The organism is Streptomyces sp. HNM0574 (assembly GCF_012726235.1).
Classification (GTDB): Bacteria; Actinomycetota; Actinomycetes; order Streptomycetales; family Streptomycetaceae; genus Streptomyces.
In genome coordinates this window covers 42597-65218 of the sequence record NZ_JAASAH010000008.1, presented here as the reverse complement: position 1 = coordinate 65218, position 22622 = coordinate 42597, and the positions used below count along the sequence as shown (strand labels likewise).

Annotated in this window: 17 protein-coding genes and 2 tRNA genes; 9 read left to right on the top strand and 10 right to left on the bottom strand. The window is 71.5% G+C overall.

The genetic code is table 11. The annotated features are described in order from the left end of the window. Positions 1-17 precede the first annotated feature (17 nt). Entirely contained in the window at positions 18-1499 is a 1482-nt protein-coding gene (locus tag HCC30_RS15850) for an acyl-CoA synthetase (RefSeq protein WP_169443184.1), read from the top strand. Between the two features lie 31 nt (positions 1500-1530). Here the strand turns inward: HCC30_RS15850 and HCC30_RS15845 are convergent, their stop codons facing one another. The 4 genes from HCC30_RS15845 to HCC30_RS15830 form a co-directional block, all read right to left on the bottom strand. Next, a complete protein-coding gene (locus tag HCC30_RS15845) occupies positions 1531-2520 on the bottom strand; it encodes an MsnO8 family LLM class oxidoreductase (protein ID WP_346776661.1) in 990 nt (329 codons plus the stop codon). A gap of 118 nt (positions 2521-2638) precedes the next feature. Continuing rightward, entirely contained in the window at positions 2639-3346 is a 708-nt protein-coding gene (locus HCC30_RS15840) for a response regulator transcription factor (RefSeq protein WP_169443182.1), read from the bottom strand. Between the two features lie 105 nt (positions 3347-3451). Continuing rightward, on the bottom strand, positions 3452-5956 hold the full coding sequence (locus HCC30_RS15835; RefSeq protein WP_169443181.1) for an excinuclease ABC subunit UvrA: 2505 nt from the start codon (positions 5954-5956) through the stop codon (positions 3452-3454). A gap of 62 nt (positions 5957-6018) precedes the next feature. Further along, the gene (locus HCC30_RS15830) at positions 6019-7074 is read right to left on the bottom strand and encodes an acetylxylan esterase (protein ID WP_169443180.1); all 1056 of its coding nucleotides are present in this window, start codon (positions 7072-7074) and stop codon (positions 6019-6021) included. Between the two features lie 267 nt (positions 7075-7341). Here HCC30_RS15830 and HCC30_RS15825 point away from each other — a divergent pair, with 267 nt between their 5' ends. The 3 genes from HCC30_RS15825 (at position 7342) to HCC30_RS15815 (ending at position 11403) form a co-directional block, all read left to right on the top strand. Continuing rightward, positions 7342-8751, top strand: coding sequence for a lipase maturation factor family protein (locus HCC30_RS15825; protein ID WP_169443324.1), 1410 nt, complete (start codon positions 7342-7344; stop codon positions 8749-8751). 228 nt (positions 8752-8979) lie between these two features. Beyond that, complete coding sequence (locus tag HCC30_RS15820) at positions 8980-10257, top strand: hypothetical protein (protein WP_169443323.1); 1278 nt, start codon at positions 8980-8982, stop codon at positions 10255-10257. A 21-nt stretch (positions 10258-10278) separates the two neighbouring features. Continuing rightward, positions 10279-11403: a molybdopterin-dependent oxidoreductase gene (locus tag HCC30_RS15815; RefSeq protein WP_169443322.1), complete on the top strand. Its 1125-nt coding sequence runs from the start codon at positions 10279-10281 to the stop codon at positions 11401-11403. Positions 11404-11981: 578 nt separating this feature from the next. Here HCC30_RS15815 and HCC30_RS15810 read toward each other — a convergent pair. From HCC30_RS15810 to HCC30_RS15790, 5 genes are all read right to left on the bottom strand, one after another. Then, positions 11982-12713, bottom strand: a complete 732-nt coding sequence (locus tag HCC30_RS15810) for a methyltransferase domain-containing protein (RefSeq protein ID WP_169443179.1) — start codon at positions 12711-12713, stop codon at positions 11982-11984. Then, positions 12710-13495 carry a DUF2064 domain-containing protein gene (locus HCC30_RS15805; RefSeq protein ID WP_169443178.1) on the bottom strand — a complete coding sequence of 262 codons (786 nt, stop codon included), beginning with the start codon at positions 13493-13495 and terminating at the stop codon, positions 12710-12712. Before HCC30_RS15805 ends, HCC30_RS15810 begins: the two co-directional genes overlap by 4 nt. Continuing rightward, on the bottom strand, positions 13492-14157 hold the full coding sequence (locus tag HCC30_RS15800; RefSeq protein WP_169443177.1) for a glycosyltransferase family 2 protein: 666 nt from the start codon (positions 14155-14157) through the stop codon (positions 13492-13494). The genes HCC30_RS15805 and HCC30_RS15800 overlap by 4 nt, the downstream gene beginning before the upstream one ends. Positions 14158-14386: 229 nt before the next feature. Continuing rightward, positions 14387-15442, bottom strand: coding sequence for an NAD-dependent epimerase/dehydratase family protein (locus HCC30_RS15795; RefSeq protein ID WP_169443176.1), 1056 nt, complete (start codon positions 15440-15442; stop codon positions 14387-14389). A gap of 332 nt (positions 15443-15774) precedes the next feature. Next, a complete protein-coding gene (locus HCC30_RS15790; RefSeq protein WP_169443175.1) occupies positions 15775-16887 on the bottom strand; it encodes a glycosyltransferase family 2 protein in 1113 nt (370 codons plus the stop codon). A gap of 455 nt (positions 16888-17342) precedes the next feature. On the opposite strand from HCC30_RS15790, the gene HCC30_RS15785 reads away from it, so the two are divergent. Then, positions 17343-17416 (top strand) — tRNA-Pro (locus tag HCC30_RS15785). Positions 17417-17897: 481 nt separating this feature from the next. Then, a tRNA-Pro gene (locus HCC30_RS15780) sits at positions 17898-17974 on the top strand. Between the two features lie 182 nt (positions 17975-18156). On the opposite strand, the gene HCC30_RS15775 is transcribed toward HCC30_RS15780, so the two are convergent. Then, complete coding sequence (locus HCC30_RS15775) at positions 18157-19104, bottom strand: ScbA/BarX family gamma-butyrolactone biosynthesis protein (RefSeq protein ID WP_169443174.1); 948 nt, start codon at positions 19102-19104, stop codon at positions 18157-18159. A gap of 126 nt (positions 19105-19230) precedes the next feature. On the opposite strand from HCC30_RS15775, the gene HCC30_RS15770 reads away from it, so the two are divergent. The 3 genes from HCC30_RS15770 (at position 19231) to HCC30_RS15760 (ending at position 22293) form a co-directional block, all read left to right on the top strand. Further along, positions 19231-19860: a ScbR family autoregulator-binding transcription factor gene (locus tag HCC30_RS15770; RefSeq protein WP_206323898.1), complete on the top strand. Its 630-nt coding sequence runs from the start codon at positions 19231-19233 to the stop codon at positions 19858-19860. Then, positions 19857-20714 carry an NAD(P)H-binding protein gene (locus tag HCC30_RS15765; protein ID WP_169443173.1) on the top strand — a complete coding sequence of 286 codons (858 nt, stop codon included), beginning with the start codon at positions 19857-19859 and terminating at the stop codon, positions 20712-20714. Before HCC30_RS15770 ends, HCC30_RS15765 begins: the two co-directional genes overlap by 4 nt. An 844-nt stretch (positions 20715-21558) precedes the next feature. Then, complete coding sequence (locus HCC30_RS15760) at positions 21559-22293, top strand: SDR family oxidoreductase (RefSeq protein WP_169443172.1); 735 nt, start codon at positions 21559-21561, stop codon at positions 22291-22293. Positions 22294-22622: the final 329 nt, after the last annotated feature.

Here is a 22622-nt window from a genome sequence, read left to right as displayed (position 1 = left end):
ATCACGAAGGAGTCCGGGTGTCCCTGCTCTTCCCCGCACTGCACACGGCGTCCTCGCAGCCCGCGCTGCGCTTCGGCGACCGGTCGCTCAGCTACCGCCGGCTCAGCGCGGCGGCGAACAGCCTGGCGTCCCGCCTCGACACCTCCGGGCAGGTCGCGGTCTGGGCGACGCCCACGATGGAGACTTGCGTCGCCGTGGTCGCGGCGCTGCTCGCCGGGGTGCCCGCCGTGCCGGTCAACCCGCGCAGCGGGGCACGGGAGCTGGCGCACATCGTGGCGGACAGCGCGCCGTCGCGCGTCCTGGCCGAACCCGGTGCCGAACTCCCCGAGGAGCTGTCCGGGCTGCCGCGCACGGACATCGTCATCGACCCGGACGCGGAGGAGTCGGCGTGGGCGGCGGCGCCCGAACCGGGCACGGGCGCGCCCGCGCTCGTCATCTACACGTCCGGGACCACAGGGCCGCCCAAGGGCGTCGTCCTCTCCCGCCGCGCGCTCGCCAGCAATCTGGACGACCTCGCCGAGGCGTGGCAGTGGACGGAGGACGACGTGCTGGTGCACGGTCTGCCGCTGTTCCACGTGCACGGACTGGTGCTCGGCATTCTCGGCCCGCTGCGGCGCGGTGGTTCGGTGCGCCATCTGGGACGGTTCACCACGGATGGTGTGGCGGCCGAATTGTCGAGCGGCGGCACCATGCTGTTCGGCGTCCCCACCATGTACCACCGCATCGCGACCGCACTGGACAGTGAACCGGCGCTCGTCGAGGCACTGTCCGGCGCGCGGCTCCTGGTGTCGGGTTCCGCCGCACTGCCGCTGCCCGACCACGAGGCCATCAGGACGGCCACGGGCCGGCGTGTCATCGAGCGGTACGGAATGACGGAGACGCTGATGAACACCAGCGTCCGCGCGGATGGTGAGCCGCGCCCCGGCACCGTCGGCACGCCCTTGCGCACGGTGGACGTGCGGCTGGTCGACGAGGCGGGCGAGCGGATCCCCGACGAGGACACGGAGACGCCCGGAGAGGTGCAGGTCCGCGGGCCGAACCTGTTCACGGAGTACCTCAACCGCCCGGACGCGACGGCCGAGGCGTTCGACGGCGGCTGGTTCCGCACGGGGGACATGGCGACGCGGGACGCTGACGGCTACGTGCGGCTCATCGGGCGCAAGGCGACCGACCTCATCAAGAGCGGCGGCTACAAGATCGGCGCGGGCGAGATCGAGAACGTTCTGCTGTCCCTGCCGTCCGTTGCCGAGGCCGCCGTCACCGGCGAGTCGGACCCCGACCTCGGCGAACGTGTCGTCGCCTGGATCGTGCCCGCCGACCCGGACGCCCCGCCGGCCGCCGAGGAACTCTCCGGCCACGTGGCCGCCCAGCTCGCTCCGCACAAGCGGCCGCGCACGGTGCGCTTCGTCGACTCGCTGCCCCGCAACGACATGGGCAAGATCCTCAAGCGCGAACTCCGCGCTCCGGACGAGGCGGTGGAGAGCAACCCGGGAGCCTGACCGGGTTGTTGGGGGGGGCGACCGTCCCGGCTCAGATGGAGGACGGTTCCGGCTGCCGTGCGAGCTGAGCCAGACGCCGGTAGGAGTCCAACCGGTCGGCGGGGTCGTAGGTGTTGAGCGTGAGCAGCAGTTCGTCCGCGCCCGTGCGGGCGACGAGTTCGGTGAGCGTGCGGGCCATCTGCCGTTCGTCGCCGCGCAGTTGGGACTCCCGCGCCTCGTCGTAGAGCCGGCGTTCCCGCTCCGTCATGTCGTACGCCAGGACCTCCGCGGCCGGGACCAGCGGCTCGAACACGCCCCGGGTGCGGGACCGTACGGTGGCCCACGCCTCGGGGATCTGCAGCGTCTCCGCCTGCGCGGACGTGGCCGCGACGGCCGCGTTGACGGCGACGACGACGTACGGCTCGGAGAGCTGCCGTGAGGGGCGGAATCCGGCGCGGTAGCGCTCGACGGCCGTGACGGTGCGCGAGAGGTCCCGGTGCGCGCCGATGACGAGCGGCAGCCCGTGTTCCGCCGCCGTCTCCGCCCCCGAGCCGACGGCCAGGACGTACGCCGGGACGTTCAGTCCCTCGGCGGGCACGGCGTGGACGGGGCGGTCGCCGTGGAAGTAGTCGAGGAGTTCGCCGATCAGCGCACCGAAGTCCTCCGCCGCTTCCCTGCCCACGCCGAGCGCTTCCCGCACGGCGCCGGTGAAGCCGACGGAGCGGCCCAGGCCCATGTCGATCCGTCCCGGATGGAGCGACTCCAGCACCCCGAACTGTTCGGCCACGACCAGCGGACGATGGTTCGGCAGCATCACACCGCCGGTGCCCACTCGGATACGGAACGTGGCAGCAGCGACCGCCGCGGCCAGCACCGCCGGGGCGGCCCCGGCCACCCCGGGGACTCCGTGATGCTCGGCGACCCAGAACCGGTGGAAGCCCAGTTCCTCCACCTGCTGTGCGAAGCGGACGGTTTCCCGCAGCGCCTGCGAGGGATGGTCCCCCCGCCGCGTGAGGGCACGGTCGAGGACGGACAGCCGCACCCCGCGGAGCAACGGGGCGGCGTCCGACTGTGCGGCGGGGTCGTGCGGAGGCGCGGTAGTCACCTCTGTTCCAACAGACGGCGGCGCTGAGGATTCCCGGCCACCAGCCGGACGCAGGTCACCTCCCGGTGTCCCACTCTCCCGCCGCATCGCCGCTCTCCGTCCCGTCCGCGTCGAGGAGCCCGGCGTCGTGGGCGAGGAGGGCGATCTGGACGCGGTTGTTGAGGTCCAGTTTGGTGAGGATGCGGGAGACGTGCGTCTTGACGGTGGGGACGCTCATGTAGAGCGCAGCGGCGATCTCGGCGTTGGAATGGCCCCTGCCCACCGCAAGGGCCACTTCGCGTTCCCGTTCGGCGAGTGCGGCGAGCGCCTGCCTCGCGCGCTCCCCGCGACGGTCGCCCGTACCGCTGGTGACGTGGTCGATCAGGCGGCGCGTCACCACCGGCGAGAGCACGGGCTCGCCGGCCGCGACCTTCCGCACCGCGTCGAGGATCGCTTCCGGTGCGCTGTCCTTGAGGAGGAACCCGGCCGCTCCCGCCCGCAGGGCGCGCAGCACGTACGCGTCGGCGTGGAAGGTGGTGAGGACGAGCACCTCGGGCGCGTCCGGCGCGGCGCGAAGCCGCTCCGTCGCGGTCAACCCGTCGGTGCCGGACATGCGGATGTCCATCAGGACGACGTCGGGCCCGTACTCGCGCACCATGCGCGGCACCTCGGCGCCGTCGGACGCCTCGCCCACGATGTCGACGTCCTCGACGCCTCCCAGCATGAGCTTCAGTCCGGAACGGACGAGAGGGTCGTCGTCGACGAGCAGCAGGCGGACGGTCATGACCTCCACCGTAGCCAGAACCGGGCTCCTGGCCGGACCGGGGCCCAGCACTCACTCGCACCGCCGGGTCCCGTTCCGGACCACCATTCGCGACAGTGGGCCGGTTCAGTTCCGGGTGCTCGCCCGCAAGTACGGGGCTGTGGCGCTGTTCTGCGCACGTGCCACGTCCTCGGGAACGCCCTCCGCGACGATCCGGCCACCATGGTCACCGCCGCCGGGCCCCAGATCGATCACCCAGTCGGCACCGGCCACGACGTCCATGTCGTGCTCGACGACGATGACGGAGTTGCCCGCGTCGGCCAGGCCGTGCAGCTGCCGCATCAGGACCTCGGTGTCGGCGGGATGGAGGCCGGTGGTGGGCTCGTCGAGGACGTACAGCGTGTGCCCGCGCCGGGTGCGCTGGAGTTCACCGGCGAGCTTGATGCGCTGCGCCTCCCCGCCGGACAGTTCCGTCGCGGGCTGGCCGAGCCGCAGATAGCCCAGCCCGACGCTGCGGAGCGTGGCGAGGCTGCGTGCCGCCGCCGGCACGTCCGCGAGGAACTCCTCCGCCTGGTCGACGGTCATGGCCAGGACGTCGGCGATGGTGGCGCCCCGGTAGGTCACCTCGAGTGTCTCCGCGTTGTAGCGGGCGCCGCCGCAGTCGTCGCAGGGCGCGTACGTGCCGGGCAGGAAGAGCAGCTCGACGGCGACGAAGCCCTCGCCCTGGCAGGTGGGGCAGCGGCCGCTGGTCACGTTGAACGAGAACCGGCCCGCCGTGTAGCCACGGGCCCGGGCCGTCTCGGTGGCGGCGAACACCTTCCGCACGGCGTCGAACAGGCCCGTGTAGGTGGCGAGGTTGGAGCGAGGGGTGCGGCCGATGGGCTTCTGGTCGACGCGGACGATCCGGTCCACCGCGTCGACGCCCTCCGCCGCGGCCACCTTCGCACCGCTGGGGGCGGGGGCCGATTCGTCCTCCGTCCCCGCGTCCTCGGGCCCGCCCTGCGGGGCGGCGCCGGTGCGTTCCGCGACCAGGTCGGCGAGCACCTGGCTGACGAGCGTCGACTTTCCGGAGCCGGAGACGCCGGTCACCGCCGTGAACACCCCGAGCGGGAAGGCCGCGTCCAGCCCGTCGAGGTTGTGGCAGGTGACGCCGGTGAGCCGCAGCCAGCGCTCCGGCTTCCGGAGCGGGCGACGCGGGGCACGGTCGACGCTGGAACTGCCCGCCGTCGTCTCGTCGGCTGCTCCGGTGTCCGTCCCGGGGAAGAGGAAGCGCCGGGTGGCGGAGCGCTCGGTGCCGGCCAGCCCCGTGACGGGGCCGCTGTAGAGCACCTCGCCGCCGTGCTCCCCCGCGCCCGGGCCGACGTCGATGATCCAGTCGGCACGGCGCACCAGATCCATGTCGTGCTCCACGACGAACAGTGAGTTGCCCGCGTCCTTGAGCCGGTCCAGAACGGTGAACAGCGCCTCGGCGTCCGCCGGATGGAGGCCCGCCGACGGCTCGTCCAGCACGTACACCACACCGAACAGTCCGGAGCGCAGCTCCGTGGCGAGGCGCAGCCGTTGCAGTTCCCCTGGCGAGAGCTGGGGCGCGGGCCGGTCGATGCTCAGGTAGCCCAGGCCGAGCTCCGTCAGCACCTCGATGCGGGAGACGAGGTCGCGGGTGAGGCGTCCCTCCACACTGTCCTCGTCCGCCGACTCCGCGGTCGGCGCCAGCACTTCGGCGAGACCGCGGATCGGGAGGGCGGCGAGTTCCGCGATGTTCCGCCCGGCGAAGGTGACGGCCAGCGACTCGGGGCGCAGCCGCCGGCCGCCGCACGCGGCGCAGTCCGCGCTGACCATGTAGCGCTGCACCCGCTTGCGGAGCGTGGCGCTCTTCGTGTCCGCGTACGTGTGCAGGACGTACCGCTTCGCGCTCTGGTAGGTGCCCTGGTAGGGACCGCGGACGCTGGCCGCGTCCCGCACGGGGTGCACGGTGACGACGGGCTGCTCGTCCGTGAAGAGGATCCAGTCCCGCTCTTCCTTCGGGAGCTCGGCCCACGGCCGGTCGATGTCGTGGCCGAGAGTGGCGAGGATGTCGCGGAGGTTCTTGCCCAGCCAGGCGCCCGGCCAGGCCGCGATCGCACCGCCCCGGATGGAGAGCGACGGGTCCGGCACGAGGGAGTCCTCGGTGACGCTGTGCACCGTTCCCAGCCCGTGGCACTCCGGGCACGCCCCGGCCGCCGTGTTGGGCGAGAACGCGTCGGAATCGGCCCGCTGCGCACCGGCCGGATAGTGGCCCGCACGGGAGAACAGCATCCGCAGCGAATTGGACAGCGTCGTCACCGTGCCCACGGACGAACGCCCGCCCGGGACGGAGCGCCGCTGCTGCAGCGCGACAGCGGGCGGCAGACCCGTGATCTCGTCCACGGTGGGCGCGCCGACCTGGTGGATGAGCCGCCGCGCGTACGGCGCGACGGACTCGAAGTAGCGGCGCTGCGCCTCGGCGTACAGCGTGCCGAAGGCCAGTGATGACTTCCCCGAGCCCGAGACACCGGTGAACGCGACCAGGGAGTCGCGGGGCATGGCCGTCTCGACGTTGCGCAGATTGTGTTCCCGGGCGCCCCGCACCCGTACGTAGCCGTCCAAGTTCATCCGTCCGTGCTCACGGCGGCCCGGCCCGTGCAGGCTGCCGCTGTCTTCCGATGGAACGTCGTTCAACCTACGTGACGGTCCGGGTCCGGCCGAACCTGCGCCGCACCGTCCGGGCCGAGCCCCCGCGCCGCAAGCCAGCCCAGCTGCTCCACCTGCTGCGCCGGACCACCGCCGGCATGGTCGCCGAACGGCCAGACGGTGATGTCCTTGTCGACCGCCCGGCCCGTTCCGGGGTCGCGCAGTGCGCCGTAGTGGTTGAACGCGGCGAAGACCGTGGACGGCGGGCAGACGGGGTCCATCAGGCCGACGCTGAAGAGCGCCGGGGCCGTGGCACGGCGGGCGAAATGGACGGCGTCGAAGTAGCCGAGAGTGGAGAACAGCCCGTCGCCGCCGGAGCGCCGGTGCACGCCGAGATAGTGCACGATCTCGGCGTACGGGCCGTGCAGCGCGGCCTCCGCCCCGCGCGCGATGTGGCACAGGAACGGCACATCGGCGAGTACGGCGGCGACGGCGTCACCGGCGAGACCCGCTACGGCCAGCGCGAGGCCCCCTCCCTGACTCGCGCCGGAGACGACGACCCGCTCCGGGTCGACCGCGGGATGCTCGCGCAGGACGTCCACCGCGCGGACACAGTCCGCCATCAGCCGCCGGTAGTAGTGGTGCTCGGGCCCCTCCGCACCACGCGTCATGAACCCGCCGACGTAGTGCGGGCCCGGAACCGGGTCGGGGTCGGCGGTGTCGTGGCCCTGCCCCCGGTTGTCGACGACGAGATGGGCGTAGCCCGCGGCGCTCCACAGCAGGTGCTCCGTGTGCAGCCCGCGCCCGCCGCTGTATCCGATGCAGGTGACCACGGCGGGCAGCGGGCGTTCGGCCGCGCGGGGCAGCAGCAGCCAGGCGGCGACGGGCTGGCCCCCCCAGCCGGGGAACCGCACGTCGTGGACGTCGACGGTGGTCAGCGGCGAGTCGGGCAGCGGGCGGAAGTCCGCCGGCGCGGAGGAGCGCGCGGCCTCACGCGTGACAGCCAGCGTCCCGTCCCAGAAGGCGTCGAAGTCCTCGGGCTCGGGCAGCGTCGGCCGGTACGCGCGGAGCTGTTCGAGCGGCAGGTCGATCAGCGGCATGGTGGCCCTCGCTCGTGTCCGGGTGACGGGTTGCGGAACGGTGCTCCGCCGGACGGTCCGGCAGTGTGCCGTTTTCGCGGATGGTGCACGGATTTCGCGGACAGCGACGCGAAACGGCCGGCCCTGTCCCCGGAATGGGGGTGCGCACGCCGGTACCGCGGACCTGGCCTCCAACTGTCGCTCGGCAACGCCCCGTTCGGGGCGCCGACAGTCCCCGCGCGCCTGTCCGTGTCGTGATCCGGCCGCACGGTGGTAGGCATGGCCGTCATGGAGTGGTTCACCGCGCCCGACTACTGGCTGAGCCGCATGGTGCTGCAGCGCGCCCTGGCCGTCCTCTATCTGGTGGGGTTCGTGTCCGCGGCTGTGCAGTTCCGCGCCCTGCTCGGCGAACGGGGACTGCTGCCCGTACCCGACTTCCTGCGGCGCGTGCCGTTCAAGGCCGCCCCCAGCCTGTTCCACTGGCGCTACTCCGACCGTCTCTTCGCCGCCTGCGCCTGGGGCGGGGCGCTGCTGTCCGCCGCTGTGGCCGCCGGCGCCGCGGACGCCGTGCCGCTGTGGACGTCCATGCTGATGTGGGCGGTGCTGTGGGTGCTGTACCTGTCGATCGTCAACGTGGGACAGACCTGGTACAGCTTCGGCTGGGAATCGCTGCTCCTGGAGGCAGGCTTCCTCGCCGTGTTCCTCGGCAACGACACGACGGCACCGCCCGTGCTGGTGCTGTTCCTGCTGCGCTGGCTGGTGTTCCGGGTCGAGTTCGGTGCCGGACTGATCAAGATGCGGGGCGACCCCTGCTGGCGCGACCTCACCTGCCTGTACTACCACCACGAGACGCAGCCGATGCCCGGACCGCTCAGCTGGTTCTTCCACCATCTGCCCCGGCCACTGCACCGCATGGAGACCGGCGCCAACCACGTCGCCCAACTCGCCGTCCCGTTCACCCTGTTCCTCCCGCAGCCCGTGGCCACCGTCGGGGCTCTGCTCGTGATCGTCACCCAGCTGTGGCTCGTCCTGTCCGGGAACTTCGCGTGGCTGAACTGGCTGACGATCGTGATCGCCCTCTCCGCCGTGGACAGTTCGTACGTCGCACAGCCACCCGCGTACGACAGCCCTCCGCTCTGGTACGTCGTGCTGGTCTGCGCCGTGACCGTGTTCGTCGCCGTCCTGAGCTACTGGCCCGTCCGGAACCTGCTCAGCAGCCGCCAGCAGATGAACCGCTCCTTCAACGCGCTCCATCTGGTCAACACCTACGGGGCGTTCGGCAGCATCTCCCGTGTACGCCACGAGATCGTCGTGGAGGGCACATACGACGACAGCCTCGGAGAGCGCACCGAGTGGCGCGAGTACGAGTTCAAGGGGAAGCCGGGGGCCACCGGCCGGTTCCCCCGCCCGTACGCGCCCTACCACCTCCGGCTGGACTGGCAGATGTGGTTCGCGGCGCTGTCACCCGCCTACGCGCGCGGCTGGTTCGAAGTGTTCGTCACCAGACTGCTGGAGGGCGACCGCGCCACCCTCCGTCTCCTGCGGCACGACCCGTTCCCCGAAACACCGCCCGTCCACGTCCGCGCCCGGCTGTACCGCTACCGCTACACCACCCGGAAGGAACGGAAGGAGACCGGCGACTGGTGGCACCGCACACTGGTGCGGGAATTCCTGCCTCCCGTACGACTCGGGGACTGACCGCACACCACGGAACCGCGGACCGTCCCGCACGGAGCACCGGACACGTGCGGACGGGCGAAGATCCGACAGCTCGGAGACATCCGCCCGCCGAGCCCGGGACCGCCCGGCCCACCGTCCTACGGTGAGGACGTGAACCGCTCGTCGATCACCACCCGCCGCAGCCCCGGCGCCCCTCCGCCGTCACCCCCCGCACCGCACAGCCCCGACCGGGGCACACGAGCCGACCTGTGCGCCGTCCTCCTGGCCGCGCTGCTGTTCACCGTCGCCACCGTCGCGGGCCAGGCGATCGAGAACGACCACGGGACACTGCGACTGCGCTGGCCACCGCTGTACGCCTACTGGCTGCCGCACCTCGGCCCGGGAACCCCCGCAGCCCTCGCCATCGCCATGCTGACCATCGCGTACGGACCGGCCCTCGCCCGGCGCATGCGCTGGCGCCCGCTCGTCCTCGCCGGCTGGGGCGGCGCCATGGCGTGGAGCTGGTCGCTCGCCCTCATCGACGGCTGGCACCGAGGAGTCGCCGAACGGCTGACGACACGGTACGAGTACCTCCAGTCCGTCCCCGTGCCCGACATCGGCGCCATGCTGCGAGAGTTCACGAGCCGCATCCTGCTGAACTCACCCGACAACTGGCCCTCTCACGTGGCAGGCCACCCACCCGGTGCACTCCTCACATTCGCCTGGCTCGACCGGATCGGACTGAGCGGAGGCGGCTGGGCCGCGGCGTTCGTCATCACCGTCGGCTCCTCCGCCGTCGCGGCCGTCCTGGTGACCGTCCGAGCCCTGTATACGGAGGACGCCGCGCGCAGGGCCGCACCGTTCCTCGTGCTCGCCCCCGCCGCGATCTGGATGGGCGTCTCCGCCGACGGCTACTTCACCGCAGCCGGCGCCTGGGCCGTGGCCCTCCTCGCCCTGTCCACGCAGGAGACGGCACGAGCGCCCCGGGCCACCGCTGTCGCATCCGGGCTGCTGTTCGGGCTGCTGTGCTACCTGAGCTACGGGCTGGTACTACTCGCGGTCGTCGCCGTCGCCGTACTCGTCGCCGGACGGACCGTACGCCCGGTGCCGTGGGTCCTGTTGGGAATGATGCCGTGGGTGGCCGCGTTCACCATGGCCGGATTCTGGTGGTTCGACGGGTACTTCACCCTCGTCGAGCGCTACTACCAGGGCGCGGCACGCATCCGCCCCTACAGCTATTTCGTCTGGGGCAACCTCGCCGTGCAGACCGCGGTCGTCGGCCCCGCCGTCGTCGCCGCCCTGCGCCGGACCTTCGCCCGGCGGAACGGAAACCTCGCACTGCTCGTCGCGGGTGGACTGTGCGCCATTCTGCTCGCCGACCTGTCCGGCATGAGCAAGGCCGAAACAGAACGCATCTGGCTGCCCTTCGCCCTGTGGCTCCTCCCCGCCACAGCGCTGCTGCCCCGACGAGCCGTCCCGTGGTGGCTGTCCGGCCAGGCGGCACTCGCCCTCACCATCAATCACCTCTTCATCACCGGATGGTGACCCGTGCGTCTGCATGTGCCCATGCCCGCGTTCCGCTTCCGCGGAGCGCTGCACGATCCGCGCACCGCGACCGCCGTGGGCCGCTTGCTGGGCGCGGCCCTGCTGACCTGCTTCGTCACCGGCGTCCTCAGCCACGTACTCCAGGAACCGCCCCACTGGCTCGCCGACCACCTCCCCACCCGCCCCGTAGCGGGATACCGCTTCACACAGGGGTTGCACGTGGCGGCCGGCATCGCGGCGATCCCTCTGCTGCTGGTGAAGCTCTGGACGGTCTACCCACGACTGTTCGTCCAGCCCCCGCTCCGCGGCGTGCGGCACGCGCTGGAACGACTGTCCGTAGCCGTACTCGTCTCGACCGCGCTGCTGCAACTCCTCCTCGGACTCGTCAACACCACACAGTGGTACCCCTGGCCGTTCTCCTTCCGTGACGTCCACTGGGCACTCGCCTGGGCACTCACCGGCTCCCTGCTGCTGCACATCGCGGTGAAGCTCCCCCAGATCTCCTCCCACTGGCGCCGCACCGGCACAGGCACCCTGCGGCTGCCCGAAGACAGCGCCAGAGACAGACGCTCCCTCCTGCTGGCCACGGGAGCGGCCGTCGGTGCGGTCACCGTCACCACCGTGGGCCAAGCCGTGCCGTGGCTCCGGCAGGCGACCCTGCTCGCACCACGACGCCCCGACATCGGCCCCCAGGGCCTGCCCGTGAACCGGACGGCAGCCGAGGCCCAGGTGTCCCACGAGACCGTGCGCGACTGGAAGTTGACGGTCACAGGCCCCCGCGGCTACGTACTCTCCCTCCCCCAACTGCACGCCATACAGCAGCACACCGTGGAACTGCCCATCGCCTGCGTGGAGGGCTGGAGCATGCCGGCCCACTGGCACGGCGTCCGCGTACGCAACCTCCTCGCCCTGGCGGACGCACCGTCCTGCGCCCGCCTGCGCATCGTCTCCCTCCAGCAATCAGGCGCCTACGCCGTCACAGAAATGGGCGCCGGATACGCACAGGACCCACTGACCCTGCTCGCGCTGCAACTCAACGGCAGCACCCTGCGCCTCGACCACGGCTACCCGGCCCGCATCATCGCCCCCAACCGCCCGGGCGTTCTCCAGACCAAGTGGGTGCACCGAATCGAGGTACTCGAATGACCGGACGGAGGTAGTGAGATGAGCGGCAGCACAGGCGACGGTCCGACGGGGTCTCGAACACCGGGCACGAACGGAGGCAGAGCTTCGGACGGGGCTCCAGCGCCGGATGGAGACACGGAAAGAACCGTCAGTGCCCCGCGGGGAGGCCCGACTCCAGAGAGGGGTTCGCCCCCGGACAGAGGCGCGGCAGGCGGTGCAGGACGCGGGAACGGCGCTGTGGGCGGCGGCAGCCACACCGACGACGTTCCCGAGAAGCGGCACCAGGTCGCACGGGGCGTGCTGGGGCTCGCCGGAACGGGCGTGATGGCCGTCGGCGCGTGGCTGCTGTTCGCCGACACCCGCGCGGGCACAGTGCCCCAAGTGGCTCTCTGGCTCGCCGGGTCCCTCGTCGCCCACGACGGACTGCTCGCCCCAGCCGTACTGCTCACGGGCCTCGTACTCGGCCGGACAGCGGGACGGACGAGAGGACGGACGGTGTGGCGCGGCGCTCTGGTCACCGGCGGCTGCCTGACAGCCGTGGCACTGCCCGTGCTCCTCGCCCCGAGCGCCCCGGGCAATCCGTCCCTGCTGCCGCTCGACTATCCCCGCAACCTCGTACTCGCGCTGTCCATCACAGCTGGAGTCGCCGTGTGCGTGTTCCTGACCCGCAGGACTCGCGGCTCATGGGAGAGGCGCAGGCAGAGGAAGGGCCGTTCGTAGCAGCGCCATTCCCGCACCACGCGCCATCCGCCGGCCTCCGCGCACGCCCGGAGGGCGCCCGTCCCCACACGGGCCCACGGGAAAGCAGGACCGCTGCCCCCGAGCCCGTCGTCCAGCCGGACCTCGAACCGCTCCTCCACCTCGGCCGGTGCCGCCTCCACCAGCAGCATCCCGCCCGGGGCGAGGAGTTCACCGACCCGGGCGAGGAGTGCCGACGGGTCGCCGCCGATCCCGATGTTGCCGTCGAGCAGCAGCGCACTCCGCCAACGGCCCTCCCCGGGCAGCGGGTCGAAGACGGAACGCTCCAGAGCGGCTCCCCCGTCCCGGCGTGTGCGCGCGACCGCGGCCGGAGAGGAGTCGATGCCGAGGGCAGGTCTGCCGAGCGTGCTGAGAGCGACGACGAGCCGGCCCGGGCCGCAGCCGATGTCGAGCACAGGGCCCCGGCACCAGCGCAGCACCGACAGATCGGCACTGTCCGCACGTCCGCACCAGCGCTCCACTTCCAGTGGCAGCACCCAGCCGTCGGGCCTGCGGAGGAACAGAGGGCCACGTCCGGCACGCAGCGCCGTCGCATAGGGGCCCGTGCACCAGGGGGCCAGCCGCGTGCTCACCGGCGTACCACCCCTGCCACACGCTCGTGAACGGCCGCGAACCTGCTGGCCGTGCCACCCGAGCGCACCCTGTCAGCCAGGTGCTCGGCGACCTCCGCCGCGTCCTCTGCAGTGTCCACATCGCGCAGCACCGGCAGGTCACGCACCATCAGTCCAGCCTCGACCAGACGACGACGTTGCAGCGTCCCCGTCGACTCCAGTGACATGGGAACGCCACGCACCAGTTCGGGCCGGGGTTCGGCCAGGCCGAGCGCCCAGAAACCACCGTCGGCGGCGGGGCCGAACCAGGCGTCGCAACCCTCCCAACCACCCGCTTCGAGGGCAGGTGCGAGCAGCTCAGGCGTGATCTGCGGGGTGTCCATCCCGACCAGCAGAGCGGGCCCCTCGCACAGGGAGAAGGCCGCAGCGATCCGCTCGTCCAGACCGCCCCCGGACTGCGGCACCGCCTCGAACCCGTCCGGCAGCCACGGGCCCGGAGCTCCTGCGAGTACCAGCACGCGCCTGCGCGCGGGCAGCGAGCGGACGGTGTCGAGGGTGTCGGCCAGCGACGCCTCGGCCAGCTCGGCCGCCTCGTCCGGCGAGAACGGTGGCGTCAGACGCGTCTTGGCCCGTCCTGGCACCGGTTCCTTCGCGATGACCAGGAGTGTGGTGCAGGAGGTGGGCGCCGTTTCGGGGCTCGGACAGTCGCCCGGTGACGGTCCGTCCGGTACGTCGTGGCCCTCCGGCGTGCCAGGCTCGTGCAGCACGTCGGGACGCCCGTTCACATGGGACTCAGGGCTCATCGCAGTACCGCCCTCATGTCGCGCACGGCGTGCCAGGTGCCACGCCACGTTCCCGTCACCTTCGACCTGCCGGAGCGCGGCAGATAGTCGACGTCGCGTTCGACCACCCGCCATCCGGCGTCCGCCGCGCGCACCACCATCTGGAGCGGGTATCCACTGCGACGGTCCGTCAGCTCCAGGTCCAGGAGGGCCTTCCTCCACGCCGTCCGCAGCGGCCCCAAATCGTGCAGTGCGTAGCCCGTGCGCCGTCGCACCATTCGGGACAGAGCACGGTTCCCGGCACGGGCGTGCACCGGCCACGCACCGCGGACGACCGGACGCCGCCTGGCGAGCACCAGATCTGCCGCACCGTCCCGCACCGGCTCGGCGAGACGGGTCAGTTCGCGCGGGTCGAGCGTGGCATCGCAGTCGCAGAAGGCGACGAGATCCGCCTCCGCCGCCATCAGCCCCGCGTGACAGGCCGCCCCGAACCCGCGCCGCTCCTCGCGCACCACGGTCGCGCCCAGCTCACGTGCGATCTCCGGCGAGCCGTCGTCCGAACCGTTGTCGACGACGACGGCCCGCCAGCCCTCCGGGATCCGCTCCAGGACCCACGGCAGCGCCGCTGCCTCGTTCAGACACGGGAGCACGAGATCTCCCTGCCAGGTAAGGGAATCAGTCATCTGCCTCACCCTAGGCAGGCAGAACGGACATAAAGGGCCGACGCTCCTTGTGAAGCCCCGACGTCTCTCCCCGCCCCCTCCTCCGGCGGCACGTCTCTGCCGTACGGGTACCGGAGGAGACTCGACGGGCAGGGAACGCGCGGATGCGTCGGAAGCCGCCACGGCAGCGTGGTGAGGGCGAGCCCAGACGCTCACCCAATCTCGCGGCACCCTCCACACCAGCGCCGCATCAAGCTCGGACCGCGACGCCGGCGCGCCCCGGAGTGTCGGCGAGGGGAGCCGTCGCGAAGGCCCGCATTCCCTCGGCGAAGCCGACCTTCGCGCGCCAGCCCAGCTCCCGGCGGAGGCGCTCGGAGGACGCGGTGATGTGCCGTACGTCCCCAAGCCGGTACTCACCCGTCACCACCGGCTGCGGCCCGCCGAACGCCGTGGCCAGCGCCTCCGCCATCTCCCCCACCGTGTGCGGCGTACCGCTTCCCGTGTTGTACGCCCGCAGCTCCCCCTCGGCCAGGTGTCCGGGCTCCCGCAGGGCCAGCAACGCCGTGCGGTTCGCGGCGGCAACGTCCTCGACGTGCACGAAGTCCCGTCGCTGCCCGCCGTCTTCGAACACTCGCGGTGCCTCGCCCCGCTCCAGTGCCGACCTGAAGAACGACGCCACGCCCGCGTACGGGGTATCGCGCGGCATGCCCTCTCCGTAGACGTTGTGGTACCGGAGGCTGATCACCCGGCCGCCCGTCATCCGCGCCCAGGCCGCCGCGAGATGCTCCTGCGCGAGCTTCGTCGTCGCGTAGACGTTGCGCGGATCGACGGGCGCGTCCTCACCCACCAGCTCGGGCGATAGGGCCGCACCGCACCGCGGGCACGGCGGCTCGAACCGGCCACCGTCCAGATCTCGTACGGACCTTGCCCCAGGGCGCACGACCCCGTGCTCCGGGCAGCTGTAGCGCCCCTCGCCGTACACCACCATCGAGCCCGCCAGCACGAGGTGACGGACACCGGCATCCGCCATCTGCTTCAACAGGACGGCCGTGCCGTGGTCGTTGTGACTCACGTAGTCGGGCGCATCGGAGAAGTCCTTCCCGAGGCCGACCATCGCCGCCTGGTGGCACACCGCGTCGACGCCGACGAGGGCTGCCGCAACCTGCCCCGCATCACGGACATCGCCCTTGATCCCCTGCCCACGAGGTGCCGCGTCGAAGACCACAGCCTCGTGACCAGCAGCCTCCCAGGCCCGCACGACGTGTGAACCGATGAACCCCGCCCCGCCAGTGACCAGTACGCGCATGCGCACACGCTAGGGCCTCAACTCCCGCGCGCAGCCGCACCACGGGCCTGTGTCAGCGATCCGTGAGAACTAACGGTTGGGGCTCTGGGGGCTCCCCCTCCCCCCCCCGGCCCCTCCACCCGCCTCCGCTCCCACCCCCAGCCGCCATGCCCCACCAGTTCGCGACGTTCAGCTCCACGCAACGCTCACGAGGTACACCAGTTCGCGTCCAGCCCACGCCGCGAGCGCAGCGTCCACGGCCAGCGAGACGGGAAGCTACGCACTACTCGTCGTCGCCGTGGGTGAGGAGGTCACGCAGACCTCCTCACCCACGGCTCAAGCCCGGCCCGATTTCACGGCATGGCGTGCCGCGGGCGAGTGGTGGTGGGGGTCTTCTTGTGGGCCGGTGTTGCTCCTCTCCCCTTTTCGTAGACGGTCAGTCCTTGTGAGAGGCGTAGCGGGACGAGGAGCAGCTCGACCGTCACGGCCTTCCACGCGTAGTAGAGGTTGACGAGCTTGTTGGGGTACACGCAGGGGATGTTGAGGAGGACTCGCCACGTGGGGAGCTTTCGCCTGCGTGCCGCGTAGACGAGTGGCGGGATCATGAAGACGAGTTCTGCGGCCGTCCACCAGGCGAGGGTTTCGCCGACGGGGTGGCCGTAGCCGAGGGTCAGGACGAGGGGTGCGGACCACCACACGGGTGCGGTGATGATTTCGAGCATGGCCAGGAGGACCCAGAGGGCCAGCATCGGCTTGTGGCGGATCAACTGGCCGGTGTGGAGGCGGACGTTCTGGCAGAAGCCGGCCATCCATCGCCAGACTTGTTTGCGCAGGTACAGCAGGGTTTCCGGGTCGGCGGCCCAGGCGACGGCGTCGGCGACGTACCGGGCGCGGCGGCCGGCGATCTGCTGGGTCCAGGTGAAGTCTATGTCTTCGACGATGGTGCGCTCCGGGAAGCCTCCCGCTGCGACGAGGACGTCGCGGCGGAAGACGGAGCAGCAGCCCGAGCAGACCATGGGGCTTGCGGCGAGGTGCTGGATGGGCCGGTGCCAGTGGAAGCCGAAGAGGTACTCCACGGAGCGGCCGCGTTCCCACACTGTCCGGGTGAAGCGGGTCTGGACGTTGCCCGCGGCGATGACGACGTCCGGGTCGTCGAAGGCGGGGAGGATGCGTTCGATGTAGTCGGGGGCGAGGACGGTGTCGGCGTCGACGGCGAGGACGAGTTCGGTGGTGCAGAGCGGCAGCGCGTGGTTCTGCGCTTTGGCCTTGCTTCCGAGGTTCGCCGGGGGTCGTGCGACGTCGACGCCGTATTGGCGCGCGACGTCCCCGGTGCGGTCGCGGGAGGCGTCGTCGACGACGATGACGCGGTCCGGTGGCACGGTCTGGCCGAGGACGGAGTCGAGGGTTGCGGGGAGGCCCTTCTCCTCGTCGTGGGCGGGGATGATCACTGTCACGCTGCGGCGCATGCCGGCCTCCTCCGCTTCCGCTCTCCTCCGTGGCGGTTCCGGCACCGTCGGGCGCCGTCGCGCAGGAGTGCGGCGACGCCGACGGCGCCGTAGATCAGCACGCTGAACCCGATCATGGGTAGTCCCCCGTGCATGCGGCTCCTTCCTTGCTCGTGGGGTGACGCCGGTCGTGGCGTCGGTCACGGGGAAGAAGCTAACGGCGATGGTCACTTTGCGTGCGACGGGCTTACTTTCTGTGGATAAGGCGGGGTTTGTGGATACGGCCGTCACCGGATCGTGGGCGCTCGGTCGCCGGGAGCTGCAGGGGAGAAGGAGGCTCCGGCTCCGCGTACGGTCGGGCTTCGGGCTGGTCACGCCCGGTGGCGGGCGGAGGGTGGGCGCGAGCACCGGGCCGAATCATGTATTGTTCTTCGTGCGCGAGCGGCGCGGGGCGGAAGCCCAGGCCGCAAGGGCACCGGGACGTGGCGCAGTTTGGTAGCGCACTTGACTGGGGGTCAAGGGGTCGTGGGTTCAAATCCCGCCGTCCCGACAGCACGCGAAGGCGTCTTGAGCAGGGAGTGATTCCGCTCAAGGCGCCTTTCGTCGTTTCCGGGCCGCCGTTTCTGGGGTTACCTGCTCGAAGTGCAAGGTCCGGCGAGCGTCGACGGTCGGCATTGTGGACATGCAGGTGGTTCGGCCACGAAATCACGGTCCGACCCGTGCCCCGGCGCAGGGCCTCAGCCGTCCGCAGAACGGCCCTCTTGCCCATCCCGCCCGAGCCCGCAGCTCGACCGGCAGTCTCATCACCCGCACTCCCGAAACAGACTCCCCCTCGACCGCCCCTCCCCGACGCCGAGTTGCCCAGCCAGCGACTCAACGCCCGTGCCACACGGAGGACGTTGCGGCGACGAGCCGCAGGTACCGTCCAGCAGGGAGCACCGGAGTGGCTTCAGGGGGTCTGACCTGCTGATAGACTCTCTTTCGAGAGCCGACGGGCTGGTGCGACAAGCAGCGGCAAGTTTGGTGATCATCGGGACGTGGCGCAGTTTGGTAGCGCACTTGACTGGGGGTCAAGGGGTCGTGGGTTCAAATCCCGCCGTCCCGACCAGCTTTCGGGCGGGTCGTTTCCCGTTCCGCTTTTACGACGCGACTGGCTTCGGCCGGTCGCGTCGTTGTGCGTGTGCCGGTTTTCGCCGAACTTGTTGTGTTCGTAGGGCCTGTTGGGCGCGGGGTGGATTGCCCGCGCCCTTCCGCTTTCGGTGCCGCCCTGCGGGGTGACCGTTTCCGGGCTCAGTGGCCGGTGGTGGCGGTGAGTTCTGTGGTGAAGGTGGTCCGGTCGTTCTGGGTGCCGGTGATGCGGGAGCGGGTGTGACCGTCGGGGGTGCGCTCCAGGGGGGTGGCCTCGATCCAGCACGGGGCATCGAGTTCGGTGTAGCGGCTGAACTCGGTGTGGAGGGCGACGGGGGCGAACGCATCCCGGTCCGCGCCTGCCTGGATGCGGGCGGCCTGGGTGGCGGCTTCGAGGAGGACCATGCCGGGGATGTGGTCGTGCGCGTGGTCGAAGAAGACGTGGTGGGTGACGTCGGCGCGGAGCTGCCAGCGGAGCGGGTCGGGTGTCGGGGAGAGGACGACGTCGCTCCCGTCGGTCTTTCCGACTGCCGTCGGTGTGACGGGTGGTGGGGGTGCGAGGGCGCGGAGGGTGGCTTCCTCGGCGTCGGCGTAGGCGCCGCGCAGCCGGTCGTAGATGACCGGCGGGTGGGCGGTGTAGTGGATGGAGGCGGAGCCGAGGGGGACGCCGTCGCGGGTGACGGTGATCTCGGCGGTGAGGCGCCATGAGCGTGCGCCGCGGCGGGCGTCGGCGCCGGAGAAGCGGACGGTCAACTCGATGCCGGGTGAGCCGCGCTGGACGCGCATGGCGGCGGGGACGAGCCGGGTGTGGCAGTACTCCCAGCCCATGCGGTGACCGAGGGGGACGCCGCAGCCGGCGTGGGTGAGCAAGGCGAGGGACTGGCGCACCGTCTCGGTGAACAGCATGGGGCTGTACGTCCGGTCGCCGGGTGCGTAGACGCGGTGGCTGCGGGGCCAGCGTGCGGTGACGGTGTAGGAGCCGTCGGCGCGTGCGTTCCAGCCGGTGATGAGGACTTCTCCGGGTATTTTCTTGCCGACCAGCCCTGGCGGCAGGGTGGTTGGGCCGGTGGCCGGAGTGCGCTCGTCGGAGGTGTGGACGATGGCCGGCATACGCATTCCCTCCCCATGGAATGTCGTGCGCGTGTGAGGTGCGGGCGCCGAGGTGGTGACGTCGGCCTCCGCGCCACATAACATAGAGAGTGTTCTTTTTTCTGTCGAGTGGTGTCGGGACAGCGGATGGTGAAACCGAAGCAGGACCGTGCTCTGCGGACGCGGGCTGCCATCGTGCGAGCAGCGGCTGAGGCCTTCGCGGAGCAGGGGTTCGCCGGGACGAGCGTCGCGAGCATCACCAAGCGCGCGGGGGTGACGCTGGGCGCACTGTACTTCCACTTCGCCTCCAAGGAGGAGTTGGCGCGGGAGATCGTGCGGGCCCAGCCGGACCAGGTGCGGGCGGAGGGCGAAACCACCGGACTGCAGCGCGCGGTCGATGTGACCATGGCCTGGGCGCACCAACTCCGGGACGATCCGATGCTGTTGGCCGGTGCACGGCTGGTGCTGGAGCAGGAGTCGTTCGTCGACGGTGTGGCGGAGGAGCACTCCCACCAGCAGTGGACGCAGATCATGGAGCACGAGCTGTGTGCCGCGCAGGACCGGGGGGAGATGCGCGAGGGCACCGACGCGCAGGCGGTGGCCCGGCTGGTGGTCAATGCCTGTACGGGTGCGCAGATGCACTCCCAACTGGCCTCCGGCAGGCGGGATCTGCCGCAGCGGGTGGCCGAGATGTGGCGCTGTCTGCTGCCGGCGGTGGCGACCGAGGAGGCCGCGAGCGGCCTGGATCTGAGCGAAGTACGCGGAAGGACGACATGACCTTGCAGAACACCACGGTGCTGGCGGGGGCGACGGGGGCCGTGGGCCGCCATGTGGCGCACCGCCTCGCGGGCGCGGAGGACGTACGGCTGCTGGTGCGCGATGCGGAGAAGGCGGCGGGTCTGGGGCTGCCGGGCCGGGTGGTCCGCGGTGACTACCAGGAGGCGGAGCGGATGAAGGAGGTCCTGGACGGCGCCGAGCGGCTGTTCGTCGTCACGGGGAATCCGCTGCGTCCGGACGAGGACGAGAACCTGCTGGCGGCGGCGCTGGCGGGCGGGGTGCGGCACGTGGTGAAGCTGTCCGGGCTGTCGGTCGCCGATCCGCACGCGCGGGACGTGATCACGCAGTGGAACCGTGACGCGGAGGACCGGCTGCGCGCCTCGGGCCTGTCGTGGACGGTGCTGCGCATCCGTGCGCTGATGTCGAACACGCTGGGCTGGGCGGATTCGGTGCGGAAGGAAGGCGTGGTGCGGGCGTACGGGGGTGACGCGCGGAACGCGTGCCTGGACCCGCGGGACGCCGCCGAGGCGGTCGTCGCGGCGCTGGACGGGGCGGAGCACGCGGGACGTACGTACAGCCTGACGGGTCCGGTGGCGCTGTCGCCTCGGGAGCAGGTCGAGGAGCTGGCCCGGGGGCTGGGGCGGCCGGTGCGGTTCGAGGAGCTGTCGGCCGAGCAGGTGCGGGAGCGCTGGGCCCGCCGTTACCCGGAGTCCATCACCGAGGCGCTGCTGGAGGGGACGGGGCGCCCGACGGAGTCCAAGACCCCGCTCGTGGAGGACATGGTGACGCTGACGGGTCACGCTCCGGGCGACTACGCCTCCTGGCTGGCGGACCACGTCGACAGCTTCCGCTGAGGGTGGCTGCTTTCGGCTAAGAGGGCGGCAACTGGCGCTTGTGGGCGGGCGGTTGCCGCTTCCGGGGCGGCGGTGCCGCTGGCGGCTCGACGGGGCCCGCCGGCGGGGCGAAGGGTTCCGGCCGGCGAGCGGGTCGTGTGCGTTGCGGGACGGGGTCGGGGTGCTGGGTTTCCGGCGGCCCGGCCCCGTTTGCTGTGCGGGGCGGCTCGCTGTGCGAGCTTGTCCCCTCTCCCCCTGCCTGTTCGTTGCCCCGGGGGCGTGGTTCGCTGGCTCGGCCAATTCCCGCGCTGCCCTTCTGCCTTCTCAGGCGCACCCGCCGCCCGCTCTGGCTCACTGCCCCGGGCCGCTCGCTACGGGGGCGTTTCGCCGTCCAGATCGATTGGCCTCTGGCCCTGGTCCTCTCCCAGACCTGCCCGCTGTCCCGGCCTGCTCGGCGCCGCGGACCGCTCGCCACCCAGGCCCGTTGACCATGCTGACCCCATACCCCTCGCCTGGACCTGCCCGCTGACCCGGTCCACTCACTGCCGCAGGCCATTCGCCGCCCGGGCCCATTGGCTGCTGCCCCCTACCCCCTCCCCCGGATCTCTCCCCTGTCCGAGCCGGGGTCGCCCCCGTCCCCCTCTTCAGCCCCGCCCCTGTTCGTATCCCCACCCTCCCGAAAGGGGCGTCAACGTGGTCCCGGCAAAGGCGTGACCAGGCATGTTGCCTGGTGGGGGACGTATAGTGCCGCGGCGGCCCGGGTGTTGCCCGTGTTGCGCGATCTGTACGTTTTCGAGCACAGGGGAATCACGTGACGGCAGCATCAGCCCGGCGGAGTGACGGTCTGCTGGCAGGCAGGACGGTCATGATCACCGGGGCTTCCAGTGGCATCGGGGCCGCGGCCGCCCGGACCTTCACCGCCGAGGGGGCGCGGACGGTGCTCATGGCGCGCCGGGAGGAGAAACTGCGGGATCTCGCGGCCGAACTGCGCGCCGGGGGCGGGGAGGTGGCCCTCTCGGCGGGTGATGTGACGCGGTCGGAGGATGTCGAGCGGGCGGTGTCGGTGGCGGTGACGGAGTTCGGCGGGCTGGACGCGGCGTTCAACAACGCGGGCGAGGGTTCGCTCGGGACGCGGATGCACGAGATGGAGCAGTCCGTCTACGACCGGATCATGGACGTGAACGCCGGGGGTGTCTGGCACTGCATGCGGGCCCAGATACGCGCCATGCTGGACGGCGGGCGTCCGGGGTCGATCGTCAACACCTCCAGTACGGCCGGGTTGTTCGCGACCGGTGCGGCGGCCCCGTACGTGGCCGCCAAGCACGCGGTGCTGGGGCTGACGAAGGCGGCGGCCGCCGAGTACGGCGAGCAGGGTATCCGGGTGAACGCGCTGGTGGTCGGCGGGACGCGTACGGAGATGATGGACGAAGTGCTGCGGGCGCGGCCCGAGTTGGAGGGGCCGTTCGTGGCGCGGGCCATTCAGCGGCGGCTCGCGGACCCCGAGGAGGTGGCGCGTGCGGCGGCGTGGCTGTGCAGCGACGGGGCGTCCTTCGTGACGGGTGGTGCGATTCCCGTGGACGGGGGTTGCAGCGCGGTGTGATGCGCGTTCCGGTTCGGTGAGTCCGTCCGTGCCGCCCGTGGCCTGATCGTGTGCGTGGCCGGGCGGCGCGGGCGTATACGGCGGGTGGGCGTCCGGTGTCGTCAACCCCCGTTCGGGGGACGGGTGTTGGGAGACGCCGGTGGCGGGCCTGCCGGGGCGCCCGGAGGGGGTGTGCGGGGCTCGGACGGGGCGGGGAGGAAGATCGGGAAGACTCAAAGTCGCATGGCTCTGTGCACTGAAGTCCCGAAGTCGTGGCGAAACCGGGCCGATACACGCACCGTGCCCGAGCACCCCGGATACGTTCCCGATGGCTCCGTCGGCTCGACGAC